23 protein-coding genes are annotated in these 24,788 nt (G+C 41.5%); 16 read left to right on the top strand and 7 right to left on the bottom strand.

All coding sequences use genetic code 11. The features are described 5' to 3' along the window. Window positions 1-212 precede the first annotated feature (212 nt). The 5 genes from M1F05_RS14410 to M1F05_RS14390 all read left to right on the top strand — a co-directional run bounded on the left by M1F05_RS14410 (window position 213) and on the right by M1F05_RS14390 (window position 7,467). Entirely contained in the window at window positions 213-1,724 is a 1,512-nt protein-coding gene (locus M1F05_RS14410) for a CoA-acylating methylmalonate-semialdehyde dehydrogenase (protein ID WP_206082754.1), read from the top strand. A 12-nt stretch (window positions 1,725-1,736) separates the two neighbouring features. Beyond that, a complete protein-coding gene (gene iolD / locus M1F05_RS14405; protein WP_206082753.1) occupies window positions 1,737-3,674 on the top strand; it encodes a 3D-(3,5/4)-trihydroxycyclohexane-1,2-dione acylhydrolase (decyclizing) in 1,938 nt (645 codons plus the stop codon). Window positions 3,675-4,182: 508 nt separating this feature from the next. Then, a complete protein-coding gene (iolG, locus tag M1F05_RS14400) occupies window positions 4,183-5,169 on the top strand; it encodes an inositol 2-dehydrogenase (protein WP_206082752.1) in 987 nt (328 codons plus the stop codon). Between the two features lie 408 nt (window positions 5,170-5,577). Continuing rightward, complete coding sequence (locus M1F05_RS14395; RefSeq protein WP_206082751.1) at window positions 5,578-6,984, top strand: sugar porter family MFS transporter; 1,407 nt, start codon at window positions 5,578-5,580, stop codon at window positions 6,982-6,984. A 54-nt stretch (window positions 6,985-7,038) separates the two neighbouring features. Further along, window positions 7,039-7,467 (top strand): PTS sugar transporter subunit IIA, encoded by a 429-nt coding sequence (locus M1F05_RS14390; RefSeq protein ID WP_206082750.1) that lies wholly within the window; start codon window positions 7,039-7,041, stop codon window positions 7,465-7,467. Window positions 7,468-7,534: 67 nt separating this feature from the next. Here M1F05_RS14390 and M1F05_RS14385 read toward each other — a convergent pair whose 3' ends face one another. Further along, complete coding sequence (locus tag M1F05_RS14385; RefSeq protein WP_241016782.1) at window positions 7,535-7,702, bottom strand: helix-turn-helix domain-containing protein; 168 nt, start codon at window positions 7,700-7,702, stop codon at window positions 7,535-7,537. Window positions 7,703-7,803: 101 nt separating this feature from the next. Then, window positions 7,804-8,037 carry a type II toxin-antitoxin system RelE/ParE family toxin gene (locus tag M1F05_RS14380; RefSeq protein ID WP_241016781.1) on the bottom strand — a complete coding sequence of 78 codons (234 nt, stop codon included), beginning with the start codon at window positions 8,035-8,037 and terminating at the stop codon, window positions 7,804-7,806. A 390-nt stretch (window positions 8,038-8,427) separates the two neighbouring features. Between M1F05_RS14380 and M1F05_RS14375 the strand changes: the two genes are divergently transcribed. The 4 genes from M1F05_RS14375 to iolB all read left to right on the top strand — a co-directional run bounded on the left by M1F05_RS14375 (window position 8,428) and on the right by iolB (window position 13,420). After that, window positions 8,428-9,561, top strand: a complete 1,134-nt coding sequence (locus M1F05_RS14375; protein WP_206082749.1) for a Gfo/Idh/MocA family protein — start codon at window positions 8,428-8,430, stop codon at window positions 9,559-9,561. A 25-nt stretch (window positions 9,562-9,586) separates the two neighbouring features. Next, window positions 9,587-11,491, top strand: a complete 1,905-nt coding sequence (locus M1F05_RS14370; protein WP_206082748.1) for a bifunctional 5-dehydro-2-deoxygluconokinase/5-dehydro-2-deoxyphosphogluconate aldolase — start codon at window positions 9,587-9,589, stop codon at window positions 11,489-11,491. Between the two features lie 30 nt (window positions 11,492-11,521). Further along, window positions 11,522-12,415 carry a myo-inosose-2 dehydratase gene (gene iolE / locus M1F05_RS14365; RefSeq protein WP_206082747.1) on the top strand — a complete coding sequence of 298 codons (894 nt, stop codon included), beginning with the start codon at window positions 11,522-11,524 and terminating at the stop codon, window positions 12,413-12,415. Between the two features lie 174 nt (window positions 12,416-12,589). Beyond that, the gene (iolB, locus tag M1F05_RS14360; RefSeq protein WP_206082746.1) at window positions 12,590-13,420 is read left to right on the top strand and encodes a 5-deoxy-glucuronate isomerase; all 831 of its coding nucleotides are present in this window, start codon (window positions 12,590-12,592) and stop codon (window positions 13,418-13,420) included. A 181-nt stretch (window positions 13,421-13,601) separates the two neighbouring features. On the opposite strand, the gene M1F05_RS14355 is transcribed toward iolB, so the two are convergent. Both M1F05_RS14355 and M1F05_RS14350 read right to left on the bottom strand, forming a co-directional pair. Then, on the bottom strand, window positions 13,602-14,243 hold the full coding sequence (locus M1F05_RS14355; RefSeq protein WP_206082745.1) for an NAD(P)-dependent oxidoreductase: 642 nt from the start codon (window positions 14,241-14,243) through the stop codon (window positions 13,602-13,604). A gap of 129 nt (window positions 14,244-14,372) precedes the next feature. Next, window positions 14,373-15,014, bottom strand: coding sequence for a TetR/AcrR family transcriptional regulator (locus M1F05_RS14350; RefSeq protein ID WP_206082744.1), 642 nt, complete (start codon window positions 15,012-15,014; stop codon window positions 14,373-14,375). A gap of 91 nt (window positions 15,015-15,105) precedes the next feature. Between M1F05_RS14350 and M1F05_RS14345 the strand changes: the two genes are divergently transcribed. Beyond that, the gene (locus M1F05_RS14345) at window positions 15,106-15,798 is read left to right on the top strand and encodes a DAPG hydrolase family protein (protein WP_206082743.1); all 693 of its coding nucleotides are present in this window, start codon (window positions 15,106-15,108) and stop codon (window positions 15,796-15,798) included. 19 nt (window positions 15,799-15,817) lie between these two features. Here the strand turns inward: M1F05_RS14345 and M1F05_RS14340 are convergent, their stop codons facing one another. After that, complete coding sequence (locus M1F05_RS14340; protein ID WP_206082742.1) at window positions 15,818-16,813, bottom strand: FUSC family protein; 996 nt, start codon at window positions 16,811-16,813, stop codon at window positions 15,818-15,820. A 208-nt stretch (window positions 16,814-17,021) separates the two neighbouring features. On the opposite strand from M1F05_RS14340, the gene M1F05_RS14335 reads away from it, so the two are divergent. Further along, a complete protein-coding gene (locus M1F05_RS14335; RefSeq protein WP_206082741.1) occupies window positions 17,022-17,642 on the top strand; it encodes a malonate decarboxylase holo-ACP synthase in 621 nt (206 codons plus the stop codon). Window positions 17,643-17,789: 147 nt separating this feature from the next. Here M1F05_RS14335 and M1F05_RS14330 read toward each other — a convergent pair whose 3' ends face one another. After that, window positions 17,790-18,419, bottom strand: coding sequence for a glutathione S-transferase family protein (locus tag M1F05_RS14330; protein WP_206082740.1), 630 nt, complete (start codon window positions 18,417-18,419; stop codon window positions 17,790-17,792). 366 nt (window positions 18,420-18,785) lie between these two features. Between M1F05_RS14330 and M1F05_RS14325 the strand changes: the two genes are divergently transcribed. From M1F05_RS14325 to tehB, 5 genes are all read left to right on the top strand, one after another. Next, entirely contained in the window at window positions 18,786-19,343 is a 558-nt protein-coding gene (locus M1F05_RS14325) for a cytochrome b (protein WP_206082739.1), read from the top strand. A gap of 13 nt (window positions 19,344-19,356) precedes the next feature. Beyond that, on the top strand, window positions 19,357-19,935 hold the full coding sequence (locus M1F05_RS14320; protein WP_206082738.1) for a YceI family protein: 579 nt from the start codon (window positions 19,357-19,359) through the stop codon (window positions 19,933-19,935). Window positions 19,936-20,245: 310 nt separating this feature from the next. Further along, on the top strand, window positions 20,246-21,019 hold the full coding sequence (locus M1F05_RS14315) for a topoisomerase IV (RefSeq protein ID WP_206082737.1): 774 nt from the start codon (window positions 20,246-20,248) through the stop codon (window positions 21,017-21,019). A gap of 179 nt (window positions 21,020-21,198) precedes the next feature. After that, the gene (locus M1F05_RS14310; RefSeq protein WP_206082736.1) at window positions 21,199-22,278 is read left to right on the top strand and encodes a linear amide C-N hydrolase; all 1,080 of its coding nucleotides are present in this window, start codon (window positions 21,199-21,201) and stop codon (window positions 22,276-22,278) included. A 120-nt stretch (window positions 22,279-22,398) separates the two neighbouring features. Beyond that, on the top strand, window positions 22,399-23,286 hold the full coding sequence (gene tehB / locus M1F05_RS14305) for an SAM-dependent methyltransferase TehB (protein WP_206082735.1): 888 nt from the start codon (window positions 22,399-22,401) through the stop codon (window positions 23,284-23,286). Window positions 23,287-23,329: 43 nt separating this feature from the next. On the opposite strand, the gene clcA is transcribed toward tehB, so the two are convergent. Next, the gene (clcA, locus tag M1F05_RS14300) at window positions 23,330-24,715 is read right to left on the bottom strand and encodes a H(+)/Cl(-) exchange transporter ClcA (protein ID WP_206082734.1); all 1,386 of its coding nucleotides are present in this window, start codon (window positions 24,713-24,715) and stop codon (window positions 23,330-23,332) included. Window positions 24,716-24,788: the final 73 nt, after the last annotated feature.

Here is a 24,788-nt window from a genome sequence, read left to right as displayed (position 1 = left end):
CATTTAACCCGATAAGTTTGATTGTTCTTGGGGGAGTTAATGGCTAAATACAGTTTTTGAAACGAGTGTCTTTAAAGTGAATAGAAAATTTCATAAAAACTTTGGCTGGATCACATAAATTGAATGTTATTTCAAATTTGGTTGAAAATGAAATGAATATTTCATATACATTAAATAACACAAGGTAACTCTATCAGCTAAAGAGAGGCAGCATGGAACAGATTCATAATTTTATTGGTGGTGAAATCGTATCCAGTCAAAGTGGGCGATTTGCGCCAGTATTTAACCCTGCAACAGGAACGCAAATTGCACAAGTGGGGCTTAGCAGCGCTGATGAAACGAAAAAAGCCATAGAAGTTGCACATAACGCATTCCCTAAATGGGCAAAATTATCACCGTTAAAACGTTCTCGCATCCTTTTTAAATTTAAAGCATTACTCGAAGACAACATGGATGATTTGGCTCGCCTAATTTCAAAAGAACACGGTAAAGTTTTTTCCGATGCAGTGGGGGAGTTGACCCGTGGATTGGAAGTTGTTGAATTTGCTTGTGGGATTCCGCATTTACAAAAAGGTGAGCACTCAGCCAATGTGGCAACGGGCGTAGACAGCCATTCATTAATGCAACCTTTAGGCGTGTGTGCTGGGATTACGCCGTTTAACTTCCCTGCAATGGTGCCAATGTGGATGTTTCCAGTAGCGATTGCAACGGGAAATACCTTTGTTTTAAAACCTTCTGAAAAAGATCCATCCTTAGCATTGGAACTAGCAAAACTGCTGAAAGAAGCGGGATTACCAGATGGCGTGTTTAACGTTGTACAAGGGGATAAAGAGTCTGTTGATGTCTTATTAACCGCGCCAGAAGTCCAAGCGGTCAGTTTTGTCGGTTCAACACCAATTGCAGAATATATTTACACAACAGCATCTGCTCATGGCAAGCGTTGCCAAGCATTAGGCGGTGCGAAGAACCATTGTATCTTAATGCCTGATGCCGACATGGGTCAGGCTGCAAATGCCATTATGGGTGCAGGTTTTGGCGCCGCGGGTGAGCGTTGTATGGCTCTATCTGTGGTGTTAGCAGTTGGTGATGAAACCGCAGATGCGTTGATTGCGAACCTGAAAGGGCAAATCGCTAAAATGACAGTTGGCCCTGGTATCACAGAAGGTAAAGAAAATGATATGGGGCCAGTTATCTCTGCGCAACATAAAGCCAAAATTTGTGACTATATTACCAGTGGTGAAAAACAAGGCGCGACTCTGTTAGTTGACGGTCGAGATTTTAAAGTGACGGGGTTTGAAAATGGCTATTTCGTTGGGCCAACATTATTTGATAATGTCACTCCTGAAATGGACATTTATAAAGAAGAGATTTTTGGACCCGTGCTTGCCGTTGTCCGTGTACCAGATTTTGAAACGGGGTTGAAACTGATTAATCAACACGAATATGGTAATGGAACCGCGATTTTTACCCGTGATGGCGAAACGGCGCGTGAATTCCAAGAGAATGTTCAAGCGGGTATGGTTGGTATCAATATTCCCATTCCTGTTCCAATGGCATTCCACAGCTTTGGTGGATGGAAACGTTCAATTTTTGGCCCCTTAAATGTGCATGGAAATGATGGTGTACGCTTCTATACTCGCATGAAAACGGTGACAAGCCGTTGGCCAGCCAGTGTGCGTTTAGAGCATCACGAAAGTAGTTTCACAATGCCAACCATGGAATAAATGGAGACCCAGATGAATAAGCAGAAAATGACCACAGCTCAAGCATTGGTAAAGTTTCTTAACCAACAATATGTTGATGTCGATGGTGAGCAGTATCCGTTTATTCAGGGAGTATTTACGATTTTTGGCCATGGTAACGTTGTAGGTTTAGGTCAGGCGCTTGAAGAGGCGCCTGGTCACCTGCGTGTTTATCAAGGGTGTAACGAGCAAGGCATGGCGCATATTGCGACAGGTTTTGCTAAGCAAAAAAAACGTAAGCAGATTTTTGCGGTTACCTCTTCAGTGGGGCCTGGTGCAGCGAATATGATCACCGCTGCTGCGACCGCCACGGCAAACCGTATCCCATTGTTGTTATTACCTGGTGACACGTTTGCAACGCGTCAGCCAGACCCTGTTTTACAGCAAGTTGAACAATACGGTGATGGAACTATCAGCACCAACGATTGCTTTCGTCCTGTTTCCCGCTACTGGGATAGAATTTCACGGCCAGAACAATTGATGGCTGCTATGGTTAATGCCATGAGGGTATTAACTGACCCTGCGGATACAGGGGCGGTAACCATTTGCTTACCACAAGATGTGCAAGGTGAAGCGTGGGATTACCCTGATTACTTCTTTGAAAAACGAGTTCATCGTATCGAGCGGCGCCCTGCAACAACGGTGAGTATTGAAGAGGCGGTTGCCCTGATTCAAAGTAAGAAAAAGCCACTGTTAGTCTGCGGTGGAGGGGTGCGTTATTCTGAAGCACATGATGCATTTATCCAGTTTGCAGAAGATTACCACATTCCATTTGGTGAAACCCAAGCAGGGAAAAGTGCTATTGTTGCGAGTCATCCACTTAACATGGGGGGGATCGGCACGACAGGGGGATTAGCGGCGAATTTATTAGCGAAAGAAGCTGATCTTATTATTGGTGTCGGCACCCGATTTACCGATTTTACAACAGCTTCTAAATCTTTATTTAGTCATCCCCAAGTTGAATTCTTGAACATTAATGTCGCTGAGTTTGATGCAAGTAAATTGGATGCATTAAAAGTGGTGGCAGATGCAAGAGAAGGACTGCAAGCACTTGATGCTAAAATGAAAGTGACGGGCTACCAAGGGCAATGGGGTGATGAAATTAAACAAGCGAAATCACAGTGGAAAGCGGAACTCGACCGCTTGTTTAGTATTCAGTACCAGCCGTTAGATTTTGTTCCTGAAATTGCCGGTCATCTCGATGATAAACTTGAAGAATATTGTAAAGTTCTAGGTACCGAATTGGCGCAAACCCGCGTACTGGGGCTGATGCAGCAACATCTGGAAGATAACGCCATTATTGTGGGAGCAGCGGGCTCATTACCTGGTGACTTACAGCGTATTTGGTTACCAAAACAACGCGATACCTACCATTTAGAATACGGCTATTCCTGCATGGGATATGAAATTGCGGCAGCAGTCGGTGCTAAAATTGCCGCACCGAAGCAACCTGTGTATGCGATGGTTGGCGATGGTTCTTACCTAATGTTGCATAGTGAGTTACAAACCGCCATTCAAGAGAACATTAAAATCACGATTTTATTGTTTGATAACGCAGGGTTTGGTTGCATTAATAACTTACAGATGAGCCAAGGTATGGGCAGTTTTGGCACAGAAAATCGCTATCGAAACCCACAAACAGGCTTAATGGATGGGCCATTAGTGAAAGTGGACTTTGCGAAAAACGCAGAAAGTTATGGATGTAAAAGTTATCGAGTACATGATGAAACACAGCTCTTGGAAGCACTTAAGGGTGCTAAAGAACATTCAGGTTGTGTATTGATTGATATTAAGGTATTGCCAAAAACAATGACAAATGGCTATGAGGCATGGTGGCGTACAGGTACGGCTCAAGTCTCTGAGAAACCAGAAATCGTTGCAGCGGCAGAAAATATTAAACAGATGGTTGAGAACAACGTTCGTCTTTATTAATGAATGTCTAGTGACTCATTGAATGGAATCGGCGGTTGTTAACCGCCGAGGAGCGCTTCTGTGTGTCATGCCTATAGCGTTAACATCGTCAGGTAGGGTCGTTATTGGAAATTTAGCAAGGATTGCTTTTTATTCTATATTCTCTGAGGTTAACGTGCGCGTTAGCTTACTTTCATTTTAGCCCAGCTTTTGCTGGGTTTTTTTATGGTTTTAATAATTTAAAAATAAATAAAATGGAATGAATGTTTTAAAATATCACTTTGGTAAGTTGATGAAGGAGACAATGAAATAAAAAAGGGATATAGCGCGCAGACTTTATTGTCAGATGCTGATAGCTTGCATTATTATTTTGTGATCTAAATAACACTAAAAATCCACTTTAATGTAACATTTGTTACCTAGAGCCCAAAAACATAATTTCCAAAAAATTATAAATTGAAATGAACGTTTTGTTTGGTATATTTCATACTATCCAAATAGTGGATTTAAAGTATCAAGGAGCATTTGAATGTTCAATATAGCACTATTCGGCGCAGGACGTATCGGACAGGTTCATGCTGTTAATATTGCCGGCCATAAAGAAACCGCACTTTATTCTGTTATCGACCCTTATCAACCCAACGCGGTTGCCTTGGCTGAGAAATACCAAGCAAAAGTGCAAACGACAGAAGAAGCGATGCAAGACCCGAATGTTCACGGTGTTTTGATTGCTTCTGCGACAGATACCCACGCTGATTTAATCGAACTTGCTGCTAAACATAAAAAAGTCATTTTCTGTGAAAAGCCAGTTCACCTTGACCTAGAACGTGTTAAACAGTGTATCAAAAGCGTTAAAGAACATAATGTACCCTTATTTATCGGTTTTAACCGCCGTTACGACCCACAGTTTCGCCACCTGAAAAATTTATTCCAACAAGGCGCAATTGGTAAAGCGGAATCTTTAATTATTACTTCTCGTGACCCGTCACCTCCACCAGCAGAATATGTCAAAGTATCTGGCGGCATGTTCAGAGACATGACTATCCATGACTTTGATATGGCGCGTTTTATGATAGGCGAAGAACCATGCTCAGTTTTTGCTCAGGGTAGCAATGTCGTTGACCCTGCCATTGGCCAAGCTGGTGATATCGATACCGCATTTATTATATTGAAATTCCCATCAGGAGCGATGGCAACCATTTCCAATAGCCGCCGTTCAGGTTATGGCTATGACCAGCGCATCGAATTACATGGTGAAAAAGGCTTATTAACCGCAGGGAACATTAAGGAAAACAGTGTTTCATTGTTAAGTGAAGCAGGGGCATTATCTGCGAAACCTGAATATTTCTTTTTGCAACGTTACCATGAAGCTTATAAGGCGGAATGGGAACATTTCGTGGACATTTTAGCTGGTCGCGCGCAATCAGAAACGACAGGAACAGATGGTGAGTTAGCGCTGTACTTAGCGGATAAAGCACTTGAGTCATTAAAATCAGGTAAAGAAGTTAAGTTGTAATTTGTTTCTTTGAACATGTTTTAAATTCGATTACAAATTTGCGGGCGAAAAATAATTTCGTCCGCAGTAAAATCCTAAATGTATTTAATGATGTCCACGCATCAATCAAATATAAAAACAATGGATTTTATACTTAATAAAAAACTCTTCAGACTTTTTATATTCCGATATAGATTGAGGGATTTTTACAATCTTATTTTTGCTCTATTTAATTAACTTGTTGTATTTATTGATTTTAATTCCCTCTGTGGAGCTAGTTTGAAAACATAATGAAGTTAATTAAATAGTGATTCAATTCAGCGTGTTAAAAAATATTTTCATTATTTAAACCTAAAATTAAAGCATTTACTTAAATACTGAAAAGGTATTTTTTGACTGACATAATGATTCAAATAATAAGGTAATAATATGTCATTAATAATGAATCTCAATGAACAACAGCGAAAAAGGTTGCACCAAATTACACTGGTTGCCACTTTTGGTGGATTACTTTTCGGGTATGACACCGGTGTTATCAACGGTGCATTTTCATCACTGAAAGAAAATATGGGGCTCACGCCAACGACTGAAGGCTTAGTGATGAGCGTTCTGTTAGTGGGCGCAGCGCTCGGTAGTGTTTGTGGTGGGCGTGTCGCTGACTATGTGGGGCGACGAACTTACCTACTTTACCTTTCCTTTTTATTCTTATTTGGGGCATTTTTATCCGCGGCTGCACCAAATATCGAAGTTTTATTAGTGGCAAGGTTTATTCTTGGTTTTGCTGTTGGTGGTGCCTCTGTTACAGCACCAACCTTTATTTCGGAAGTGGCCCCGACAGAAATGCGGGGAAAACTCACAGGGCTCAACGAAGTTGCTATTGTTATTGGTCAACTAGCAGCATTTGCGATTAATGCCATTATTGGCTCTATTTGGGGGCATTTACCCGACGTTTGGCGCTATATGTTGCTTGTTCAAGCTGTTCCTGCATTGTGCTTATTATTTGGTATGTGGAAAGCACCTGAAAGCCCACGTTGGTTAATGAGCAAAAATCGCCGTGAAGAAGCATTGAAAATTCTAAAGCAAATTCGCCCTGAAAAACGTGCAATACAAGAGTACGAAGACATCGTGACGCTGTTAGACGTTGAAGCGGCAGAAGCGAAGAAAAATCCAGATGCTAACAAGCGAAATTTAGCCCTTATCCTCAATACACCGTGGATTTTAAAGTTAGTTCTCATCGGTATGGTGTGGGCAGCATTGCAGCAAACCACGGGTGTGAACGTGATTATGTACTACGGGACCGAAATCCTAAAAACAGCAGGTTTTTCTGAGCAAACATCGTTAGTTTTCAACGTACTTAACGGAGTATTCTCTGTCGGTGGTATGGTTATCGGAGTACTTTTCTTAGTTGATCGTTTCAAACGTAAAACCCTGATTGTGGGGGGGTTTGCCTTGATGGCCTCATTGCACTTATTAATCGCTGCAACGGATTACTTCTTAACTGGAGATGTGAAAGCGACCTTAATTTGGTTGTTGGGTGCGGTGTTTGTCGGAGTAATGCAAGGGACTATGGGCTTCCTAACTTGGGTGGTATTGGCAGAGCTCTTCCCGCTGAAAATTCGTGGGCTATCCATGGGGATCTCTGTTTTCTTTATGTGGATCATGAACGCGGTTGTCAGTTATCTGTTCCCTGTATTGCAGGCAGAGCTAGGATTAGGCCCAGTATTCTTGATTTTCGCGGTGATAAACTATCTTGCTATTGTGTTTGTGGTGAAATTATTGCCTGAAACATCAAACAAATCTCTGGAACAGCTGGAAGAAGAATTGTCATCAATGTAATTACAGTGCATTCATCTAGTGAATGCACATAATGAATTTACAATAGGGTGGAATATGATTGAACAACTAACCACACAAAGCTTACATTTAGGTTGCCAAGCAAGAAATAAAGCCGAAGTATTGCAAATGGTTGGCGCTGAATTTAAACGAAAAGGCTATGTCGATAGGGACTGCGTCCACTTTTTAACAGAGCGAGAGCAGCAAATTTCGACCTTTTTAGGTAATGGTATTACCTTACCGCATCTACCCAAATCGGCGAATGACATTATTTTGCACAGTGGTGTAGAGATTTTCCAATTTCCCGATGGGGTAATTTGGGACCGAACAAATGTGATGTTCATCGCCATTGGTGTTATCGCAAAATCAAGGGAGCATATTGATGTGCTCAGAGAAATTGCGTTGATCTTTAGTGATGAATTTATTGCGAATGCGCTATCACTCACCTCAAGCAAAGAGGAATTTTTGAGTATCCTTCATCGTTAATGTTTTAGCACATAAATGCGCCCACCATGGTGATACTGACTTACATGGTGGGTGTAATATTCCGAGTTTACAGCATAATTTTAGGTTTTTTTATACCGCATGCGGCGGCATAGCGAGCGAGTGTTTCGATTGTTGCTTTTTCCGCATGCCTTTCGGTTCTCGATACGGCTGAAGGGGAAATGCCTAATTGTGCTGCAACTTGAGAACTCGTTAGCCCAGCAGAGCATCTTCCCAAGCAATTGATTTTTTACTCATCGTTTAGCATCTCCTCTAGTCGCTTTGCTGCTGAAGTTAAAATAGCTGATGGTAATTTAGCCGTACTTTTAGCAAAAATCTTTAAAATGTAGATTTTTTTCCATAGCGGTAAACGTAAATCGCCCGACCGATATTGCCTGCTTTTGCTCTAAGTTCAAAAAAACCATTTGTGATAGCTTTAGCATCAGGTTCTTTCAGTAAGGTACCGAATTCAGATAGTTTGTTTATCTGGCGAACCATTTTCCCTTGTAATGAGGCTGGCAGAGCTTTTAATTCCTGCAATAATGCATCTTCATGAATTTTAATTTTAAACATTGTTACCCTCCATGAACATTACAGTAAAAGAGAAATAATGATACTCAGGAGTTAAATGAAGCTATAGATTCAATTAATCTATAAGTGTAATTTAAATTCATACAATACCAATCACATCCCCTTTTATTTCATTTTTCATTTCATTTAGTGTCTTTTTATTTGACTTTCCCTCTCTGCTTATTTGGTTAAATAGAAACTATGAACTTTTAATTCTTTATAAATTAGCTAATTACAGAAAAATCTATGCCAGATCACATAATGAAATTAATATTTCTAATTTTATTGAAAATGAAATAAATATTCCGTATAACAGTATTATCAAATCAGAAGTACTCAATAAAGCATTGGGACAGCCATTGCGCCATACAGAATGTGCGAGGGAGAGAACAAATGAAAGAAATCCGTATTGGTATGATTGGAACAGGCTACATTGGGCGCGCTCATGCGATTGCTTATGCACAAGCATCAACGGTCTTCCCTCTAAAAGGAACGTTAGTTCGCGAAATGATTGCGGAAGTCACACCAGAGCTTGCACAAACCCGTGCACAGGAAATGGGCTTTAATCGTTCAACGGATGATTGGCGCAAACTCGTAGCGGATCCAAATATTGATGTGGTGGATATTTGTTCCCCTAACTTTTTACACAAAGAGATGGCGATGGAAGCCATTAAACATGGCAAACATGTTTATTGCGAAAAGCCACTAGCCCTTAATTCCCACGATGCAAAAGAGATGGTTGCCGCAGCTGAAAAAGCAGGAGTAAAAACCTTGGTGGGGTTTAACTATATGAAGAACCCAACGGCGCAATTGGCAAAAGAGATCATCGAAAATGGTGAAATCGGGGAAGTGATCCATTTCTACGGCACCCATAACGAAGATTATATGGCGGATCCAACGGCGCCGATTCATTGGCACTGCTTTAAAGAAAAGGCGGGACTGGGTGCGCTGGGGGATCTTAGCGCTCACATTATCAACATGGCGCAATATTTAGTGGGCGATATTGAAACGGTGTGTGGCGATATGGAAATTGTCATTAAAGAACGCCCTGAAAAGGCAGGTTCTTCAGTGATGGTTGCGGTAGAAAATGAAGACCAAGCACATGCAATGGTGCGTTTTGCAGGCGGTGCCATGGGGGTGATCGAGACTTCCCGCATCGCATCTGGCCGCAAAATGGGGCTGACCTATGTGGTGACGGGCACCAAAGGTACGTTGTCATTTACCCAAGAGCGAATGGCAGAATTAAAACTATATCGCCACGATGAGCCATCGAACCGTCAAGGGTTCAAAACAATTTTAGTTGGGCCTGAGCACCCAGACTATGCGCCATTTTGCGGAGGGGCAGGTCATGGAATCGGGTTTAACGATCAAAAAACAGTTGAAGTGCGCGATTTAATTGATGGTGTAGCGACAGGCAAAGCCCTGTGGCCAGACTTTGAAGAAGGTTGGAAAGTGTCGCGTATTTTAGATGCCATCGCGCGTTCTTATGAAGAGCAGCGCTGGGTCAAAGTAAAAGAAATCAATTAATTCTGTTGTAGTTAAGGGGTGATTAATGGATAAGCAGAAGAAGTTAGATGTTATCTGTATGGGCCGTATTGCCGTTGACCTGTACGGACAACAGATAGGTTCTCGTTTAGAAGACATGAGTACATTTGCCAAATATTTAGGCGGCTCATCAGGTAACGTTGCATTTGGTACAGCAATACAAGGTTTGAAATCATCGATGTTAGCCCGTGTGGGGGATGAACATATGGGGCGCTTTCTACGTGAGGAACTGCAACGCGTAGGGTGCGATACGAGCCATTTGATCACGGATAAAGACAGACTAACGGCATTAGTGATCTTAGGGATCAAAGACCAAGATACGTTTCCGCTGATTTTCTATCGTGATAATTGTGCGGATATGGCTATTACGCCAGATGATTTTACTGAGGAATATATCGCCTCTTCCCGTTGTTTAGCGATCACAGGTACGCATTTATCGAACCCAAAAACTCGCGCAGCAGTTTTGAAAGCGTTGGAATATGCGAAGCACAATAATGTGAAGACTGCGATTGATATCGATTATCGGCCAGTGTTGTGGGGGTTAACCTCTTTGGGTGATGGCGAAACCCGCTTTATTGCCTCAGAAAGTGTGACGCAGCAACTGCAAGATGTGTTATCGATGTTTGACCTAATTGTGGGAACAGAAGAAGAGTTTCACATTGCAGGGGGAACAACCGACACCATTCAAGCACTGAAAAATATCCGTAGACTAACGGATGCTGAATTAGTGTGTAAACGCGGTTCATTAGGTTGTTCGGTATTCAGTGGCGCTATCCCAGAGACTTTGGACGAAGGCATTACGGTTCACGGTGTTCGAGTTGACGTACTTAATGTGTTAGGTGCGGGAGATGCGTTTATGTCAGGCTTGCTGCGGGGCTACCTAAATGGTGATGGTTGGGAAAAAGCCTGTGCCTATGCGAATGCTTGTGGTGCGCTGGTGGTTTCACGCCACGGCTGTGCGCCAGCAATGCCAACAAAGGTTGAGTTGGATAACTATCTTCAGCGAGCTGCCGCAGTGCCGCGCCCAGATCTTGATCCAATATTAAATCATCTACACCGAGTCACCACACGCAGCACACAGTGGAATGAACTTTGTGTGATGGCATTTGACCATCGTATTCAGTTTGTGGATATGGCACGTGTTGCTGGAGCAGATATTTCCTGCATCCCTCATCTGAAAAAACTGATTTTCCGCGCCAGCCTTGAAGTGTCGCAAGAAGCGAATTTACAAGGTAAAGCTGGTTTACTGTGTGACAGTACCTTTGGGCAAGATGTACTCAATGATGTGACAGGTCGTGGCTGGTGGATTGGTCGCCCAATCGAATTACCAGCATCAAGGCCATTATGTTTAGAGCATGGCAATATTGGCTCACAACTGATTAGCTGGCCGAAAGAGCATATCGTGAAATGTTTGGTGTTCTTCCACCCAGAAGATAACCACCCTCTGCGTTTAGAACAAGAAAAAACGGTGCAAGAAGTGTATAGCGCATGTTGCCAATCTGGCCATGAATTATTGCTTGAAGTGATTTTACCTGCAGATATGGAACGCACTGACGAGCTGTATTTACGCGCCATCAAACGCTTCTATAACCTAGGTATTAAGCCTGATTGGTGGAAGCTGCCACCGCTGAAAGCGGAAAATTGGGATGCGGTGGATGCTTTAATTCAAGAGCGTGACCCGTATTGCCGCGGCGTGGTGTTATTAGGGTTAGATGCACCGCAAGATGAGCTACAAGCAGGTTTTAATGCCGCAGCAGGAAAACCAATTGTTAAAGGATTCGCAGTAGGTCGCACATTGTTTGGTAAACCCTCCTTAGAATGGATGAAAGGCGAGCTAAATGATGACGAGCTAGTGCAGAAAATTAAAACAAACTATTTAAACCTGATAGCCCTATGGCGTCAGCGTAAATAATATCCCTCTTACCTACACAGGAGCTTCATCATGGCAATCCAACTTGGTATCAACCCTTTAACATGGACCAATGATGATTTACCCACTCTGGGGGCGGAAACGTCACTGGAAACTTGTTTGACAGAAGGCCGTCAGGCAGGGTTTGCAGGCTTTGAACTGGGAAATAAATTTCCCCGTAAAGCCGACGTTTTAGGGCCAATTTTAAAACAACACGATTTACAATTAGTTTCAGGCTGGTATTCGGGTGAGCTATTAACCCGCAGTGTAGAAGAAGAAATTGAAGCCGTCCAAGGCCATTTAGCGCTACTACGCGATCTTGGTGCGAAAGTGATGGTATTCGCTGAGGTTACCCATTGTATTCATGGGGATCAAAATAAGCCTGTGCATATGCGCCCACTGTTCCCTGCGGACAAATGGGAAGAATACGGTAAGAAACTGACGGAATTTGCGAAATATACGTTATCCCAAGGCGTTAAAATTGCCTATCATCACCATATGGGTACCGTGATTGAATCAGCCGAAGATGTGGATAACCTAATGAAATATACGGGTGATGAAGTCGGTTTATTGCTTGATACGGGTCACTTAACGTTTGCAGGGGCAGACCCTGTTGAAGTGGCGAAACGTTGGGCTAAACGTATTAACCATGTACATTGTAAAGACGTTCGTGCTGACGTACTTAACGATGTGAAAAACCGTAAAACAAGCTTCTTAGATGCGGTACTGGCAGGGGTCTTTACAGTACCTGGCGATGGCTGTGTTAACTACCCAGAAGTTTTCAAAGTATTGAAAAATAGCCAATATGAAAATGGTTGGTTAGTGGTAGAAGCGGAGCAAGACCCAGCAATTGCACACCCACTGACATATGCAACACTTGGGTACAATAATTTATCTAAGTTGGCTAAAGAGGCTGGTTTAATCTAACTCAGCTTTATATTCAGTCCGTGGTGTTGGTGTCTGCACTCGACCACACAGTTCATATACTTGTGCCACAGACTGAACGACTTCACGTATGGGGGTTGAAAAGCTGAACGTTAAAAATTTCATTAAACAGGTTGCGAGTATTAGCAGGCAACTTGAAAAAGCTAGAGGAAAGTTATGTCAAAATTATTGTCGAAATACCATGCTCCAGATGCACATAAGCGTACTCAGCATATCACGCCGCAGATTGCCAACTGGGGATATGTACACTTTGATGTGTATGAACTGAAACAAGGTGAATCCATTTTCTTGCCTGCCTCTGAAAATGAAATGTGTTTAGTCTTAGTGGCAGGTAAGGCGACGATCAAAACGCCAAATCAAGCGTTTGAAAATATCGGCGACCGCATGGATCCATTTGAGCGTAAAAAACCCTATGCAGTGTATGTAACAGCGCAAGAATTTGCAGAAGTTAAAGCCGAAACAGCATTGGAGCTTGCTGTTTGTAGTGCGAAAGGCAAAGGGACTTATCCAACCCGTTTAATTGGGCCCGATGATATTGGTGCTGAGCAACGTGGCCATGGTTATAACAAACGTTATGTCCACAATATTTTACCAGACGATAAAGCGGCAGATAGTTTATTAGTCGTGGAAGTATTTACGGATGAAGGGTGTACCAGCTCGTACCCAAGCCATAAACATGATACCGATAATGAACCCAATGAAACTTATTTAGAAGAAACCTATTATCACCGATTGAACCCATCACAAGGTTTCTGTATGCAGCGTGTTTACACTGACGACCGTGAGTTAGACGAGTGTATGGCGGTGTATAACAAAGATGTGGTTATGGTGCCAAAAGGATATCACCCAATGGCAACCATGGCAGGCTACGATAACTACTATTTAAATGTGATGGCAGGGCCAACACGTAAGTGGTTATTCACATGGGAAAAAGACCATAATTGGGTCAATAGTGATGTGTATGCCGCCAAGCACAAAGGGCAGTAAGTTGTTACCAGTAGTTGTGAATAAAGTGAAATAAAGTTGTATGCTCGTTATCCTTCGTGCTGCATGGGGGTTGGCTACACTCAGATAGCCGCCTACATGCAACTCGAATGATTTAGAGTATAAGCACCAAATCTGTTATCTATTTTGCCGGTAAATTATTTACCGGCTTTTTTATCTGTGATTAATAAGCCGCTGTAAACTGTTGGCGAACAAATTGGGCATTATTGACTTCATCAAGGACAGCAACGGCAAAGTCTTCGACCGAAATTTTCGCAGGCACATTACCGTTCATCAACAATTCAGTACCACCCAAACGGAACGTTTCTGTACGTTCACCAGGTTCTAACATGGCTGCGGGGGACACATAAGTCCAGTCAAGGGTATCGATGGTTTGCAATTGGCTTTTAAACTCACGCATGGCTTGTGCGCCAGGTTTAATTTCAGCTGGGAAATCAGGGGAGTCGATTAAATCCAAATTAGGCGCGATTTTTAAACTGCCTGCACCGCCTACCACAATAAAGCGTTTTACCGCGGCTTTTTGTACCGCCTGCAAAATGGCGTTGTTCCCTGTAACCGTGTCTTGGTACAAGTTCGGATTTTGCCAGCCACCGTTAAATGCACTGATCACCACATCTTGGCCTTTAAGGCGAGACGTTAGCCAAGCCACATCGGTAATATCCCCAGATTCTGTTATCAAATGAGCATGTTGCGGCAGGGTGTTGCTATGGCGAGAAATGGCAGTCACTTGGTGATGGCGTCGCAGCGCTTCTGCAACTAATGCTTTTCCCACAAAACCGGTCGCACCAATGATCGATATTTTCATACGGAACCCCTAGTGTGTGACACACTGTTGTTTGATTGATTTTGTAAATATCATCTCATTAAAGTATAGGGCAGATTTATCTTCTGCGGAATGTACTTAATGCATTTTCTTGATATCATTCGCCAGTTTTTATGGGTGCAATACGTGTTTACAAAGGGCAACGACTTGTTCTGTTCTTGCTTCAATTGTGGGTGTTAACCCCGCAGGGGAGAGCCCTAAGGAAATCTGCCTCAATGGTTCGGCGATGGCCATGGATAAGATTAAATCGCTGAGCACCACAAAATCCGCTTGTTTGATAAGCTGCTTTTCTTTATGGCGAACTAACCACTGCGTCAACAGTTGGCGGCTGCGTTCGATGCCACTTTTTTGGTATTTATCGAGCAAAATGTGTTTTTGTTTGAAATCGGTTTGCAATAAACGAAAGAGCCCAACGGCTTCATAAGACAATACTTTTTGTGCAATTGCATTGAGGTTTTGGGTAAGCAAGGCAAAAAAGTTATCGGTTGATTGTGCTTCTTGCTCAAACAGGGGAACAAAGCTGTCTGTCCAACTCAAAATCACCATCTCAATTAACGTTTCGCGGTTATCAACAAAGCGGTAGATAGTCTTTTTCGCCACACCTGCTCGTTTTGCCACCGTATCAATGGTGGTGGATAAGTAACCTTCCTCAAGGAGAGATTGCGCTGTGGCCTGAATAATTTTTTCTTTTAATTCAGCTTCAGGAACACTGGGTCTACCGCGTGTCGATTTGCTCGGTTCATCTTTTTGCATAAATGGCGCTCTATTTTTTGTGCTTGACTTAGGCGTATTTTAGCTCAAATATAATTAGGAAACAAATAAAGTTTCCTAATTGAGGTGAAAGATGAAAATGAATACCGCTTGGGCCGTCGAAAATGTAAATGACATACTGTTACCTGCACCATTACGGTTAGAGATGGGAATTGAAAGGGATGAAAATGGGTTACTTACTGTTGCAGTTCGAACGGACTTACACGGTTGTAAAGGCCGAATGGTGGAGTGGTGGTTTACTTTTTTTGAAACAACGCAGCACATCCGCTGGTGGCATCCCCATGACCATGTTGCCCACCATGGATGGGATGACAAGTGGAAAAAAGGGGAAAGTTATATTGGTGCATCAATTCATGCGGTTGAATCATTAGGGGAGATCCCCCCTGTTGCCGCTAAATTGAAATTTCGCGAAGCCAGTGACTTTTTTGACTCAAATGCACTGAAACAAGCGATTGAAAACCAATCAATCTCGGGGGCAGTTTGTGCTTCAATTGGTTTTGGGAACAATGTATTGATGGATGCTCAAGGTTACCCAGTCGATGGCAAAATGATGCACATTACGCGAGACACCGAGTTTGGCTGCGTTTTGCGGAGCCGTTTTTTACTGGGCGCTTCATTAGCTGACCCTATCAATGAATTACCTGACAATATCGGGCTTGAATTAATGCGCCATTGTTATAACGAATTTACTTATTTATCGCGTTTCTTACCGTCATTATATTACGGAGAACACGCAAATAATGAGAAAGCCCCTCTGCCTTGGTAAATGCGGTCGCCGTGGAAAATTAACCTTTTTCCACGGTTTGCCCAGTTGAGCTTCCCTCACGGAACAATTTCAAAATAATACTCGTCACAATGGCAATTGCACCACCCAATGCGGTTTCTAATACGCGGTCGAACAGTAATTCATAGGTTGGATGGCGCCAATACACCACTTGTTCAAGCACGGAGAGTATCAAACTCGTTACAACAAAAGTCATAAAGGTATACCCGTGATGGAAACTCATTGGCATTAAAAAAGCAAAAACGACCATCGCAATTAACCCGATATACGGCATGAGTGGAGTATTAAATAAAAAATAGAGTAGTAAAACAGAAATCAGGCTGCCTAAGACTCTCTGCAAGGTAATCTTAATAATGCTTTGTGATTTGGGGTGCAAAACAAACACAAAAGTCAGTAGTGTCCAATAAAAGTGCCCGAGGTCGATAAACCGTGGGATCGCAAGTGCAAGTAATAATCCCAGTGCATAGGTCATTGACCGTGGGATAATATTTTTACGCAAGGTAAATAAATTGCGTTCAACTAAGGCGCTGGTGACCACACTGGGGCGCGTCATTTTGTGGCTAAGAACATAATAGGTAATCAGTGTTACTGTACTGCCAATAATAAATCCCAGCGCTAAGCTTTTAGAAATATCGGGTAAAATTGTCCCAATGGTTGACATGATAATCATAAATTTCATGGTTAAATCCATGGCGGGATCGGTGCCGTACAATTGATAATAAATGAACGAAAAGACTGCCAGGTAAAGATAAAAAGCAGTACCAAGACGCAGGGTATCGCCAATAAAAATTGCCACTAAGATCATCAATAAACAAAACGCGGTATAAGTATAATTTTTATATTCTTTCGCAGCATTGAATAAATTAAAGGAATATAAGGTTGAGAAGGCCGCCCACATAGCCGCTTGTGCATCTAAAATTGCAAAAGCGGTTGCCGCACTGAAAAGTATGCAACTGGTAAAGGTTATCCCATCGTGAATAGCTGGAAATGTTCTCATAATACGACGCTCATAAACCGATATTTAACTTATTAATTATTAAGGTAATTAAATAATAAGCATCATGGGATTACAAGGGAGAATATGTATTTTATCAGATTGGAAATAAATGTTATTGCTAAAGCAAAGTCGAGGTAACTTCTGTTTTTATATAGCAAAAAAGGCATAATAGACAAAGAGCAGTCGTAACAATCATAAAGGTAAAAAAATGCAAATAATCAATCCTCATGATTTTGTTTGGGTCGGCAGTAATGAAGATGTCGAGATAGAATCACTCCCTGAATGGGTTGGCGCACAGTGGAATAGCAAATTGCCACTGACGGTGTACCGTGATAAGGCAGAAGACGGTTATGTGACAGTCGCAATACGGGGTATTAAGCCGCATCAACGTGCTACGACACAAATCAAAAAATCAGCAATCACTCACATTATGAATGTGGAATCATTGGTGGCTGATTCCGTTGAATTACAACGGTCGATGTTTATTGCATTGCCACCTGTACAGGTTTTATGGCTAATTTCACAAACCAAATGGCCGTGGAAATGGGGCGTAGCGGGGAGCTGTGCCTATACGTTGGCAACGGATATTCAAAGCATGCTGTCCGATTGCGACCTCGATGTAGTACTGCGCTGCCCAACGCGCCATCAAAAAGAAGATTTTGCTGAATTTGCCATCAAAGCGAATACACCTTATTGCCCCATCGATATTCATGTGGAAACGCCGAAAGGGGGGTTTTCATTAGCGGAGTGGTTTAAAAATGACCAGGTGACATTGCATACACCACAAGGTGATGTGATGACAGCAGATCCGTGGGATGAAACACTTTAAATTGCGTTTGTCGTAAAAATGCACGTAACTCGTTTGTTTGTTAAACACATTGTTTAATAATTAATTTTGATGCTCGTGCAGGTGATTTTTTACCGAACAATAATCGGTTGAAAATAGCGCAGAGAAAAAAGACTCTGCGCTATTTTTTTAATGGTCGATATGGGGCTCTTGAATGCCAGCTTGTCGCCATTCTTGCATCGCAGGCAAACTCAGCATACGGGCAACCCATTGTTGTGCCGCTGCATTAACTGGCAACTGGTAACTGTGGATACGAAATGCAACAGGGGCATAAAAAGCATCTACCGCTGTAAATTCATTTCCAGCCAGCCAAGGGCCGCTAAATTTTTCCAGCCCTTCTTGCCACAACTGTGAAATTCGGTCGATGTCTGCTTGCAACTCACGGGATATTTCAGTTAATGGTGCATTGCGAGAAACATCCATTGGGCATTGTTGGCGTAAGGCAGTGAAACCTGAATGCATTTCAGCGCTAGCGCTACGTGCCCAAGCCCTAGCTGCACGGCCTGTTGGCCACACTTGGGGGTGATCTTCTGCCACATACTCGCAAATCGCTAAAGAGTCCCAAACGGTTTGTTTCCCATCCACTAAACAAGGGACTAACCCCGTCGGAGAAAAACGGCTAAATTTATCATGACTGCTTCTGCCGCTTTCAAAAAAACAGATATTTTCCTCAAAAGGAATTTGCAACGTTTTTAATAAAACCCAAGGACGTAATGACCAAGAAGAGTAATTTTTGTTAGCAATCCAAAGTGTGTACATAGGCGAACCTGCTCATCAAAAAAGTAGGGAAGAGAGAATACCAATGTAAAAGGAAGATGATGGGTCTACAAATGTTTTTTATCGCTAAACAGAATATAACGAATCAGAATAAGATAGAATGAATAACACTATTAAAAAATAAACTGTCATAGTGATTTACAAAACTGGAAAAAACTTTATTCAAATTTTATTATTTAATATAGACAAAATGGAATAATAAACTATTTTTTATAATGGTGATCGTATTTGAATATCTTCAACAAAATATTTGTCTAACTTTGGGATAGGAATAAAATTAATTTCACCTTATGATTATTACGGCTTAGTTAATTAAATATCACCTTCATCTCTAACTGGTTTTTTATCATGCAATGGAAAAATAATACAACCCGTTATGGGCACATTTCGCTGCTCATCCACTGGTTAGTCGCGATTGTCGTATATGGAATGTTTGCTTTAGGTTTATGGATGGTGACGCTGGGCTATTATGATAGTTGGTACCACCAAGCACCAGAAATTCATAAAAGTATAGGAATATTATTATTTATTGTTATGGCATTTCGTGTGATTTGGCGATTTATTTCACCGCCACCAAAGCCATTATCAAGTTACAGTAAATTAACTAGAGTCAGTTCTATTACTGTTCAAATTCTGATTTATATTATTTTATTCAGTATTTTGATTAGCGGTTATTTAATTTCGACCGCTGATGGACAGCCAATCAGCGTATTTGGTTGGTTTGATGTTCCCGCTTTATTTACTGGCGCTGCAACACAAGCGGATACCGCAGGTGAAATTCACTTGTACCTCGCTTGGGCGGTAGTTTTATTGTCAGTTTTACATGCGTTTGCTGCATTTAAACATCACATCTTTGATCGTGATATTACATTAAAAAGAATGTTGGGTTTTAATCCCGATAAGTAACGTGGAGATAATTATGTTGAAGAAAACGGTTCTTGGTCTGGCTTCTGGTGCTCTATTTTTAACGGCAGGTTCTGCACTTGCTGAAACTTATCAATTTGATAAGCAAGGCCAACACGCTTTCATCGAATTCCGTATTCAGCACTTAGGTTATAGCTGGGTATACGGCAGTTTTAAAGATTTTGATGGTAACTTTACTTATGATGCAAAAGACCCATCAAAAGACAAAGTTGAAGTGACGATTAAAACAGGCAGCATCGATACTAACCATGCAGAGCGTGATAAACACTTACGCAGCGCAGACTTTTTAAATGCCTCTAAATTCCCAGAAGCGAAATTCGTTTCAACGGAAGTGAAAAAAGACGGTGAAGCCTACAAAATTACGGGTGATTTCACCTTAAATGGTGTAACGAAACCAATTACATTAGATGCAAAACTCATGGGGGAAGGTAAAGATCCATGGGGTGGATACCGTGCAGGTTTCGAAGCGCAAGGTAACATTAAGTTGAAAGAGTTTAATATTAAGTCTGATTTGGGCCCTAAATCCCAAGAAGCTCAACTGTTAATTTCAGTTGAAGGCGTTCAGACTAAATAATTCTATGACAACACTCTCGGGGAAATAAACCTTGAGGGTGTTTTTTCATAAAAGAACGAATTGATTTTTTGTGGCAATTCCTCTCTTTTTTCCCTCGCAATTTCCCTTATTCCTATAGCTAGCCCGCATTGATACAGGCTAAAATAGCCAATATCACTTTTTTCAGGTTAATTCAGGATGTTATCGTAATGCACACTATAATTACCTAAGAGGCTTAATGTCTTTGGGTGATTGAATGTGACGAAAAGGTAACGTAATAACGTGAAAATGAGAGTAGTTATTCGTTTTATTAAGAAAAGGCAGGGCGACTTTGAATACACATAGTTCACGTAAAACCGCATTGATAGTTAGCATTATATTTATTGCATTTGCAGTCGGTTTTTACTGGTTAAGCAAAGATAACAATGTGTTATCTACAGACAATAATACCGCTATCCACTCGGAAGCGTTAGCGCAAGCTGAGAAAGAGCTGCCAATTATTGCGACGGTGAAAAAAATCAGCCCTGAAACCTATCAAAGCTTTGAACACCTGATTACACAATACTACCCTGAAAACGAAGATATTCGTCGCCAATTATTCGACCAAGTTGTCGGTAGTGTGATGAAACTGGTCTTAGAACGAATGGAATACGCATCTGATGATGCAGTGATTAATTTTACCAGTAAGGTTAATGATTATCTTAAAGTTTTATTGGAAGAAGACCCTACAGGGAAAACCTGTTTTTATTCACTATTTCCACATTTAAGAGAAACGGCTGAAATCATTCCACCGAAAAAAAGCCAAGCAGTATTATTGAAGCAAATTCAAGCGACCAATGAATTATTGATTTCCAGTGAAGCAGGTAAAACTCAGGCGTTAATGTCACCCACTGAATATACGGAAACACTCAGCCAATTAGCCGCTGGTCTGAGTGCTGAATATGGTGCAGATGCTGCAATTCTTGGGAATTTAGAGGCAGGTAAAAAATCCCCTGCACTTGCTTGCCAAATATCCATCAGTTTTTATGATGAAATTCTTGCTATCCCTGATAACGGGAAAAAAGCCGCATTATTACGTTCTTTATTTTCATCGGTGAATAATTAGTTTTAGGTTAAATAGTCGCACCTCTTAATGGGGTGCTATTACGTATTATTAATTATTACATTTATTTTATTCACATCTCCTGCCATTTTTTATACTTTATCTGTGCAAAACTTATTATCTGCATTTATGTAGTATGCTTACTATATCAATCTGTTAGTTTTATCTCTTTTGGAGGTGGCATGAAGTTCGTTCAAAAAAGTATTGTGACGCTCATTACCCTAGCGGCAATTTCTTTGCCAGCCGTGGTTAGCCAAGCTTGTACCCGTGTTGTGTATTTAGGGGAAAATGAGCAAATCATGACAGGGCGAACCATGGACTGGAAATATGATATCGGCACTAATCTTTGGATCTTTCCACGTGGTATGGTGCGGGATGGTGTAGCGGGGCCGAATTCAGTGAAATGGAAATCAAAATACGGCAGTGTGATTGCTTCAGGGTACGATATTTCGACCACTGATGGTATTAATGAAGAAGGTTTAGTTGCCAATCTATTGTGGCTAGCAGAATCTAAATATCCGCAAGTCAATGACAAACAACCTGCATTATCAATTTCACTATGGGCGCAATATGTTTTAGACAACTATGCGACTGTCGCCGAGGCCGTTGAGGCGCTTGAAAAAAATCCATTGCTGGTGGCCACTGATAATGTTCCTGGCCAAGACCGTTTAGCCACCTTACATCTATCGATTTCTGATGCTAGCGGTGATAGTGCAATCATTGAATATATTGATGGCAAGCAAGTTATTCATCACAGCCGTCAATATCAAGTCATGACCAACTCACCAACCTATGAAAAACAACTGGCAATGCAGGAATATTGGCAAGGTATTGGTGGCACTGTGATGTTACCAGGTACTAACCGATCAGCAGACAGGTTCGCTCGTGCTCAGTTTTATGTCAATGCCATCCCTCAAAATACCACGGCAAATAAAGCGGTTGCGAGTGTGTTTGGAGTGATCCGTAACGTCTCTGTACCTTATGGTTTAAGTTCTGAATCTTCCCCTGAAATCTCCTCAACTCGTTGGCGTACCCTTGTAGATCATAAGCGTCAATTATACTTTTTTGAGTCTGCACTCACGCCTAATATTTTTTGGACGGATTTAGCGAAAATCGATTTTTCGGCTGAGACTGGAAAAGTGAAAAAGTTGGATCTAGGTGAAGAGCAAAGTCATATCTATTCAGGGGATGCCACTAATAATTATGTGGTGACAAAACCATTTGAGTTCTTAGGGCTTAGCGCAAAACAATTAGGTTATTAGTGTCCAATCTTTGGGTATCAACCTACGGTAATTGCTGTAGGTTGATATGTATCAAAGCCTCAGTAATTTATTGATGAATACTTTGCAGATAATAAACTAACAGTATAAGATGCATTTAAAATGCAACTTATTGGTGATGATATGAACGAGCTAGTGTGTTACAAGACCATGCCTGTCTGGGATAAAGCGTCTCTTCCTTTAATGTTTCAAGAACGTCATAACACAAAAGAAGATTCTTATGCGCAATTGAAGGTGCTGCAAGGCTCTTTAGATTTCATCATTTTTAATGATGATGGTAGTGAACAACATTTCACGTTTGATATAAATAACCAGCCACCAATAATTGAGCCGCAAGTTTGGCACCGCATTTCTAAATGTAGCGATGATATGCAGTGCCAGCTTTCATTTATGTGTAAGCCTGAACTTAAGTTTTATAAAGAATACGGTTTAACAACCCCACATTCTGAAGTGCGTTATCTGTGTGAAAATAATCTTGCTAAGCCATGTAAAACGCTGGATCTTGGTTCAGGACGTGGGCGAAACAGTTTTTATCTTGCATTGCAAGGGTATGATGTCACGTCGGTTGATATCAATCCGCAACATATTCAGGCAATTGATTTTGTTAAAAAACAAGCAGGTATTGATAATATTAATACCGCAGTTTATGACATCAATAGTCACCAAATTCAAGGTGATTACGATTTAATTATTTCTACTGTGGTATTGATGTTCTTACAGCGAGAAAAAATTACTGATGTGGTGAGAAACATGCAAGAACACACGTTATCTGGTGGAGTCAATGTGATTGTCTGCGCAGTTGAAACGCCAGATGCACCATTGGATTTAGTACCATTCAAGTGTTTCTTAAAACCAGGTGAATTAGAGGGTTATTACCAAGATTGGGATATCTTAAAATACAATGAAAATCCTGGGCATTTACATCGTACAGATGCACAAGGTAACCGCATTAAATTAAATTTTGCGACGCTAATTGCTAAAAAGAAATAATTAAGATGAGGGGGCTAATTAAAGCCCCCTTTTTACACAAGAGTTATGAGTTTGCCGCTTTTTCTTTCTCGCTACGTGCTAAGGTTCTTTCTAATAAGACAGCGTATAGCGGTCTACCGCCTAAGAATTGAGCCATCATAGTGGCGCCAATACAGGTAATAATCATCGGTAGGATTAACTGGTAATTATTGGTCATTTCTAAAACTAAGACTATCCCTGTTAATGGGGCCCTTACTGTTGCTGCAAATAAAGCACCCATTCCAGCGATGGCAAATGTGCCCACTTCGATTTGGTATTCAGGAAAAAGCGCTAATGCACTGTAACCAAAAATCCCTCCAAATAATGTACCTAAAGCGAGTAAAGGTGAAAAAATCCCACCAGGTGCACCTGAACTAAAGCTAATGGTCGACGTCAGAAAACGCAGTGCAAAAAACAATAATAATAAGGTGACGGTAAAACTACCAGCAACCATCTGGTGGATCACGGCATAACCGCCACCCACAATTTCAGGCATGTAAACACCAATTGCGCCACAAAGGCCACCGATTAAACCGCCCATCATGACAAAACGAGAAAGTTTATTTTGGTAAAAACGTTGAAACTGGCTTTGTAAGAACAGCAGGAAGTGGTTAAAACAAATGCCGATAATGCCAAATAACATACCCAAAATAAGGTACAACCACAGGGTATTCATCGGAGCAGCAGAAAATTGTCCAATATTGAGTACAGCAGCTTCACCGTTGATTAAGCGGTAAACAATTGTGGCAGTCACTACACCAATAAACACCGATTTAATGGAGATTAAACTGTATTTAAATTGTGGGCGCATCTCTTCGATAATGAATAATATGCCTGCAAGGGGGGCATTAAACGCAGTGGCCAAACCTGCTGCTGCCCCTGAAGCTAATAAAGTATGGCGGGATTCATTATCCTTTAAGCGAAAAAGGTCATAGAACATTTGGCTAATATTTGCGCCTAATTGTACTGTTGGGCCTTCACGGCCTAAAACCATTCCTGAACCCAATGTGCCAAGGCCACCAATAAATTTTACGGGGATCACTCGCCACCACCTGACAGGGCGTAAATCTTGTAAAGCGCCTTCAATTTCAGGGATCCCTGACCCTCCAGATTCTGGAGAAAAGCGTTTTACGAGGTAATAGCCAATCATCGCTAAAATGGCGGAAACAAAAAACATGGTTACAACAACCAGCCACTTGTTATCAACAAGTTCATCTACCGATTGAACTCGAATGTTGCTGACCCATGTTGTGCCCATTTCAAATAAAGAGCCGACTAATCCTACAAATGCGCCAATAATGGCGGACAGTAATAGGATCTTTAATGGCGTCTTGTCTGAGCTTTTTATTCGTGTGAATAACCCTTTGGCTGAAGAAGGGGGAGATTTTTGGGACGCGTTTGCCTGTATCATCTTTATTGGATTCTCTAATTACGACCAAATAACAACCACTTATATTTAGTATACCAAGGCTTACTCGAAAACC

Origin of the sequence: Providencia sp. PROV252, assembly GCF_033676005.1 — a bacterium.
GTDB classification, from domain to species: Bacteria; Pseudomonadota; Gammaproteobacteria; order Enterobacterales; family Enterobacteriaceae; genus Providencia; species Providencia vermicola.
This window is presented reverse-complemented; position numbering and strand designations above follow the sequence as displayed.

Bases quoted from the DNA above. Each gene is read 5' to 3' on its own strand.
- M1F05_RS14410 (WP_206082754.1), top strand. From the start codon at position 213: ATGGAACAGATTCATAATTTTATTGGTGGTGAAATCGTATCCAGTCAA.
- iolD (WP_206082753.1), top strand. From the start codon at position 1,737: ATGAATAAGCAGAAAATGACCACAGCTCAAGCATTGGTAAAGTTTCTT.
- iolG (WP_206082752.1), top strand. From the start codon at position 4,183: ATGTTCAATATAGCACTATTCGGCGCAGGACGTATCGGACAGGTTCAT.
- M1F05_RS14395 (WP_206082751.1), top strand. From the start codon at position 5,578: ATGTCATTAATAATGAATCTCAATGAACAACAGCGAAAAAGGTTGCAC.
- M1F05_RS14390 (WP_206082750.1), top strand. From the start codon at position 7,039: ATGATTGAACAACTAACCACACAAAGCTTACATTTAGGTTGCCAAGCA.
- M1F05_RS14380 (WP_241016781.1), bottom strand. From the start codon at position 8,037: ATGTTTAAAATTAAAATTCATGAAGATGCATTATTGCAGGAATTAAAA.
- M1F05_RS14375 (WP_206082749.1), top strand. From the start codon at position 8,428: ATGAAAGAAATCCGTATTGGTATGATTGGAACAGGCTACATTGGGCGC.
- M1F05_RS14370 (WP_206082748.1), top strand. From the start codon at position 9,587: ATGGATAAGCAGAAGAAGTTAGATGTTATCTGTATGGGCCGTATTGCC.
- iolE (WP_206082747.1), top strand. From the start codon at position 11,522: ATGGCAATCCAACTTGGTATCAACCCTTTAACATGGACCAATGATGAT.
- iolB (WP_206082746.1), top strand. From the start codon at position 12,590: ATGTCAAAATTATTGTCGAAATACCATGCTCCAGATGCACATAAGCGT.
- M1F05_RS14355 (WP_206082745.1), bottom strand. From the start codon at position 14,243: ATGAAAATATCGATCATTGGTGCGACCGGTTTTGTGGGAAAAGCATTA.
- M1F05_RS14350 (WP_206082744.1), bottom strand. From the start codon at position 15,014: ATGCAAAAAGATGAACCGAGCAAATCGACACGCGGTAGACCCAGTGTT.
- M1F05_RS14345 (WP_206082743.1), top strand. From the start codon at position 15,106: ATGAAAATGAATACCGCTTGGGCCGTCGAAAATGTAAATGACATACTG.
- M1F05_RS14340 (WP_206082742.1), bottom strand. From the start codon at position 16,813: ATGAGAACATTTCCAGCTATTCACGATGGGATAACCTTTACCAGTTGC.
- M1F05_RS14335 (WP_206082741.1), top strand. From the start codon at position 17,022: ATGCAAATAATCAATCCTCATGATTTTGTTTGGGTCGGCAGTAATGAA.
- M1F05_RS14330 (WP_206082740.1), bottom strand. From the start codon at position 18,419: ATGTACACACTTTGGATTGCTAACAAAAATTACTCTTCTTGGTCATTA.
- M1F05_RS14325 (WP_206082739.1), top strand. From the start codon at position 18,786: ATGCAATGGAAAAATAATACAACCCGTTATGGGCACATTTCGCTGCTC.
- M1F05_RS14320 (WP_206082738.1), top strand. From the start codon at position 19,357: ATGTTGAAGAAAACGGTTCTTGGTCTGGCTTCTGGTGCTCTATTTTTA.
- M1F05_RS14310 (WP_206082736.1), top strand. From the start codon at position 21,199: ATGAAGTTCGTTCAAAAAAGTATTGTGACGCTCATTACCCTAGCGGCA.
- tehB (WP_206082735.1), top strand. From the start codon at position 22,399: ATGCAACTTATTGGTGATGATATGAACGAGCTAGTGTGTTACAAGACC.
- clcA (WP_206082734.1), bottom strand. From the start codon at position 24,715: ATGATACAGGCAAACGCGTCCCAAAAATCTCCCCCTTCTTCAGCCAAA.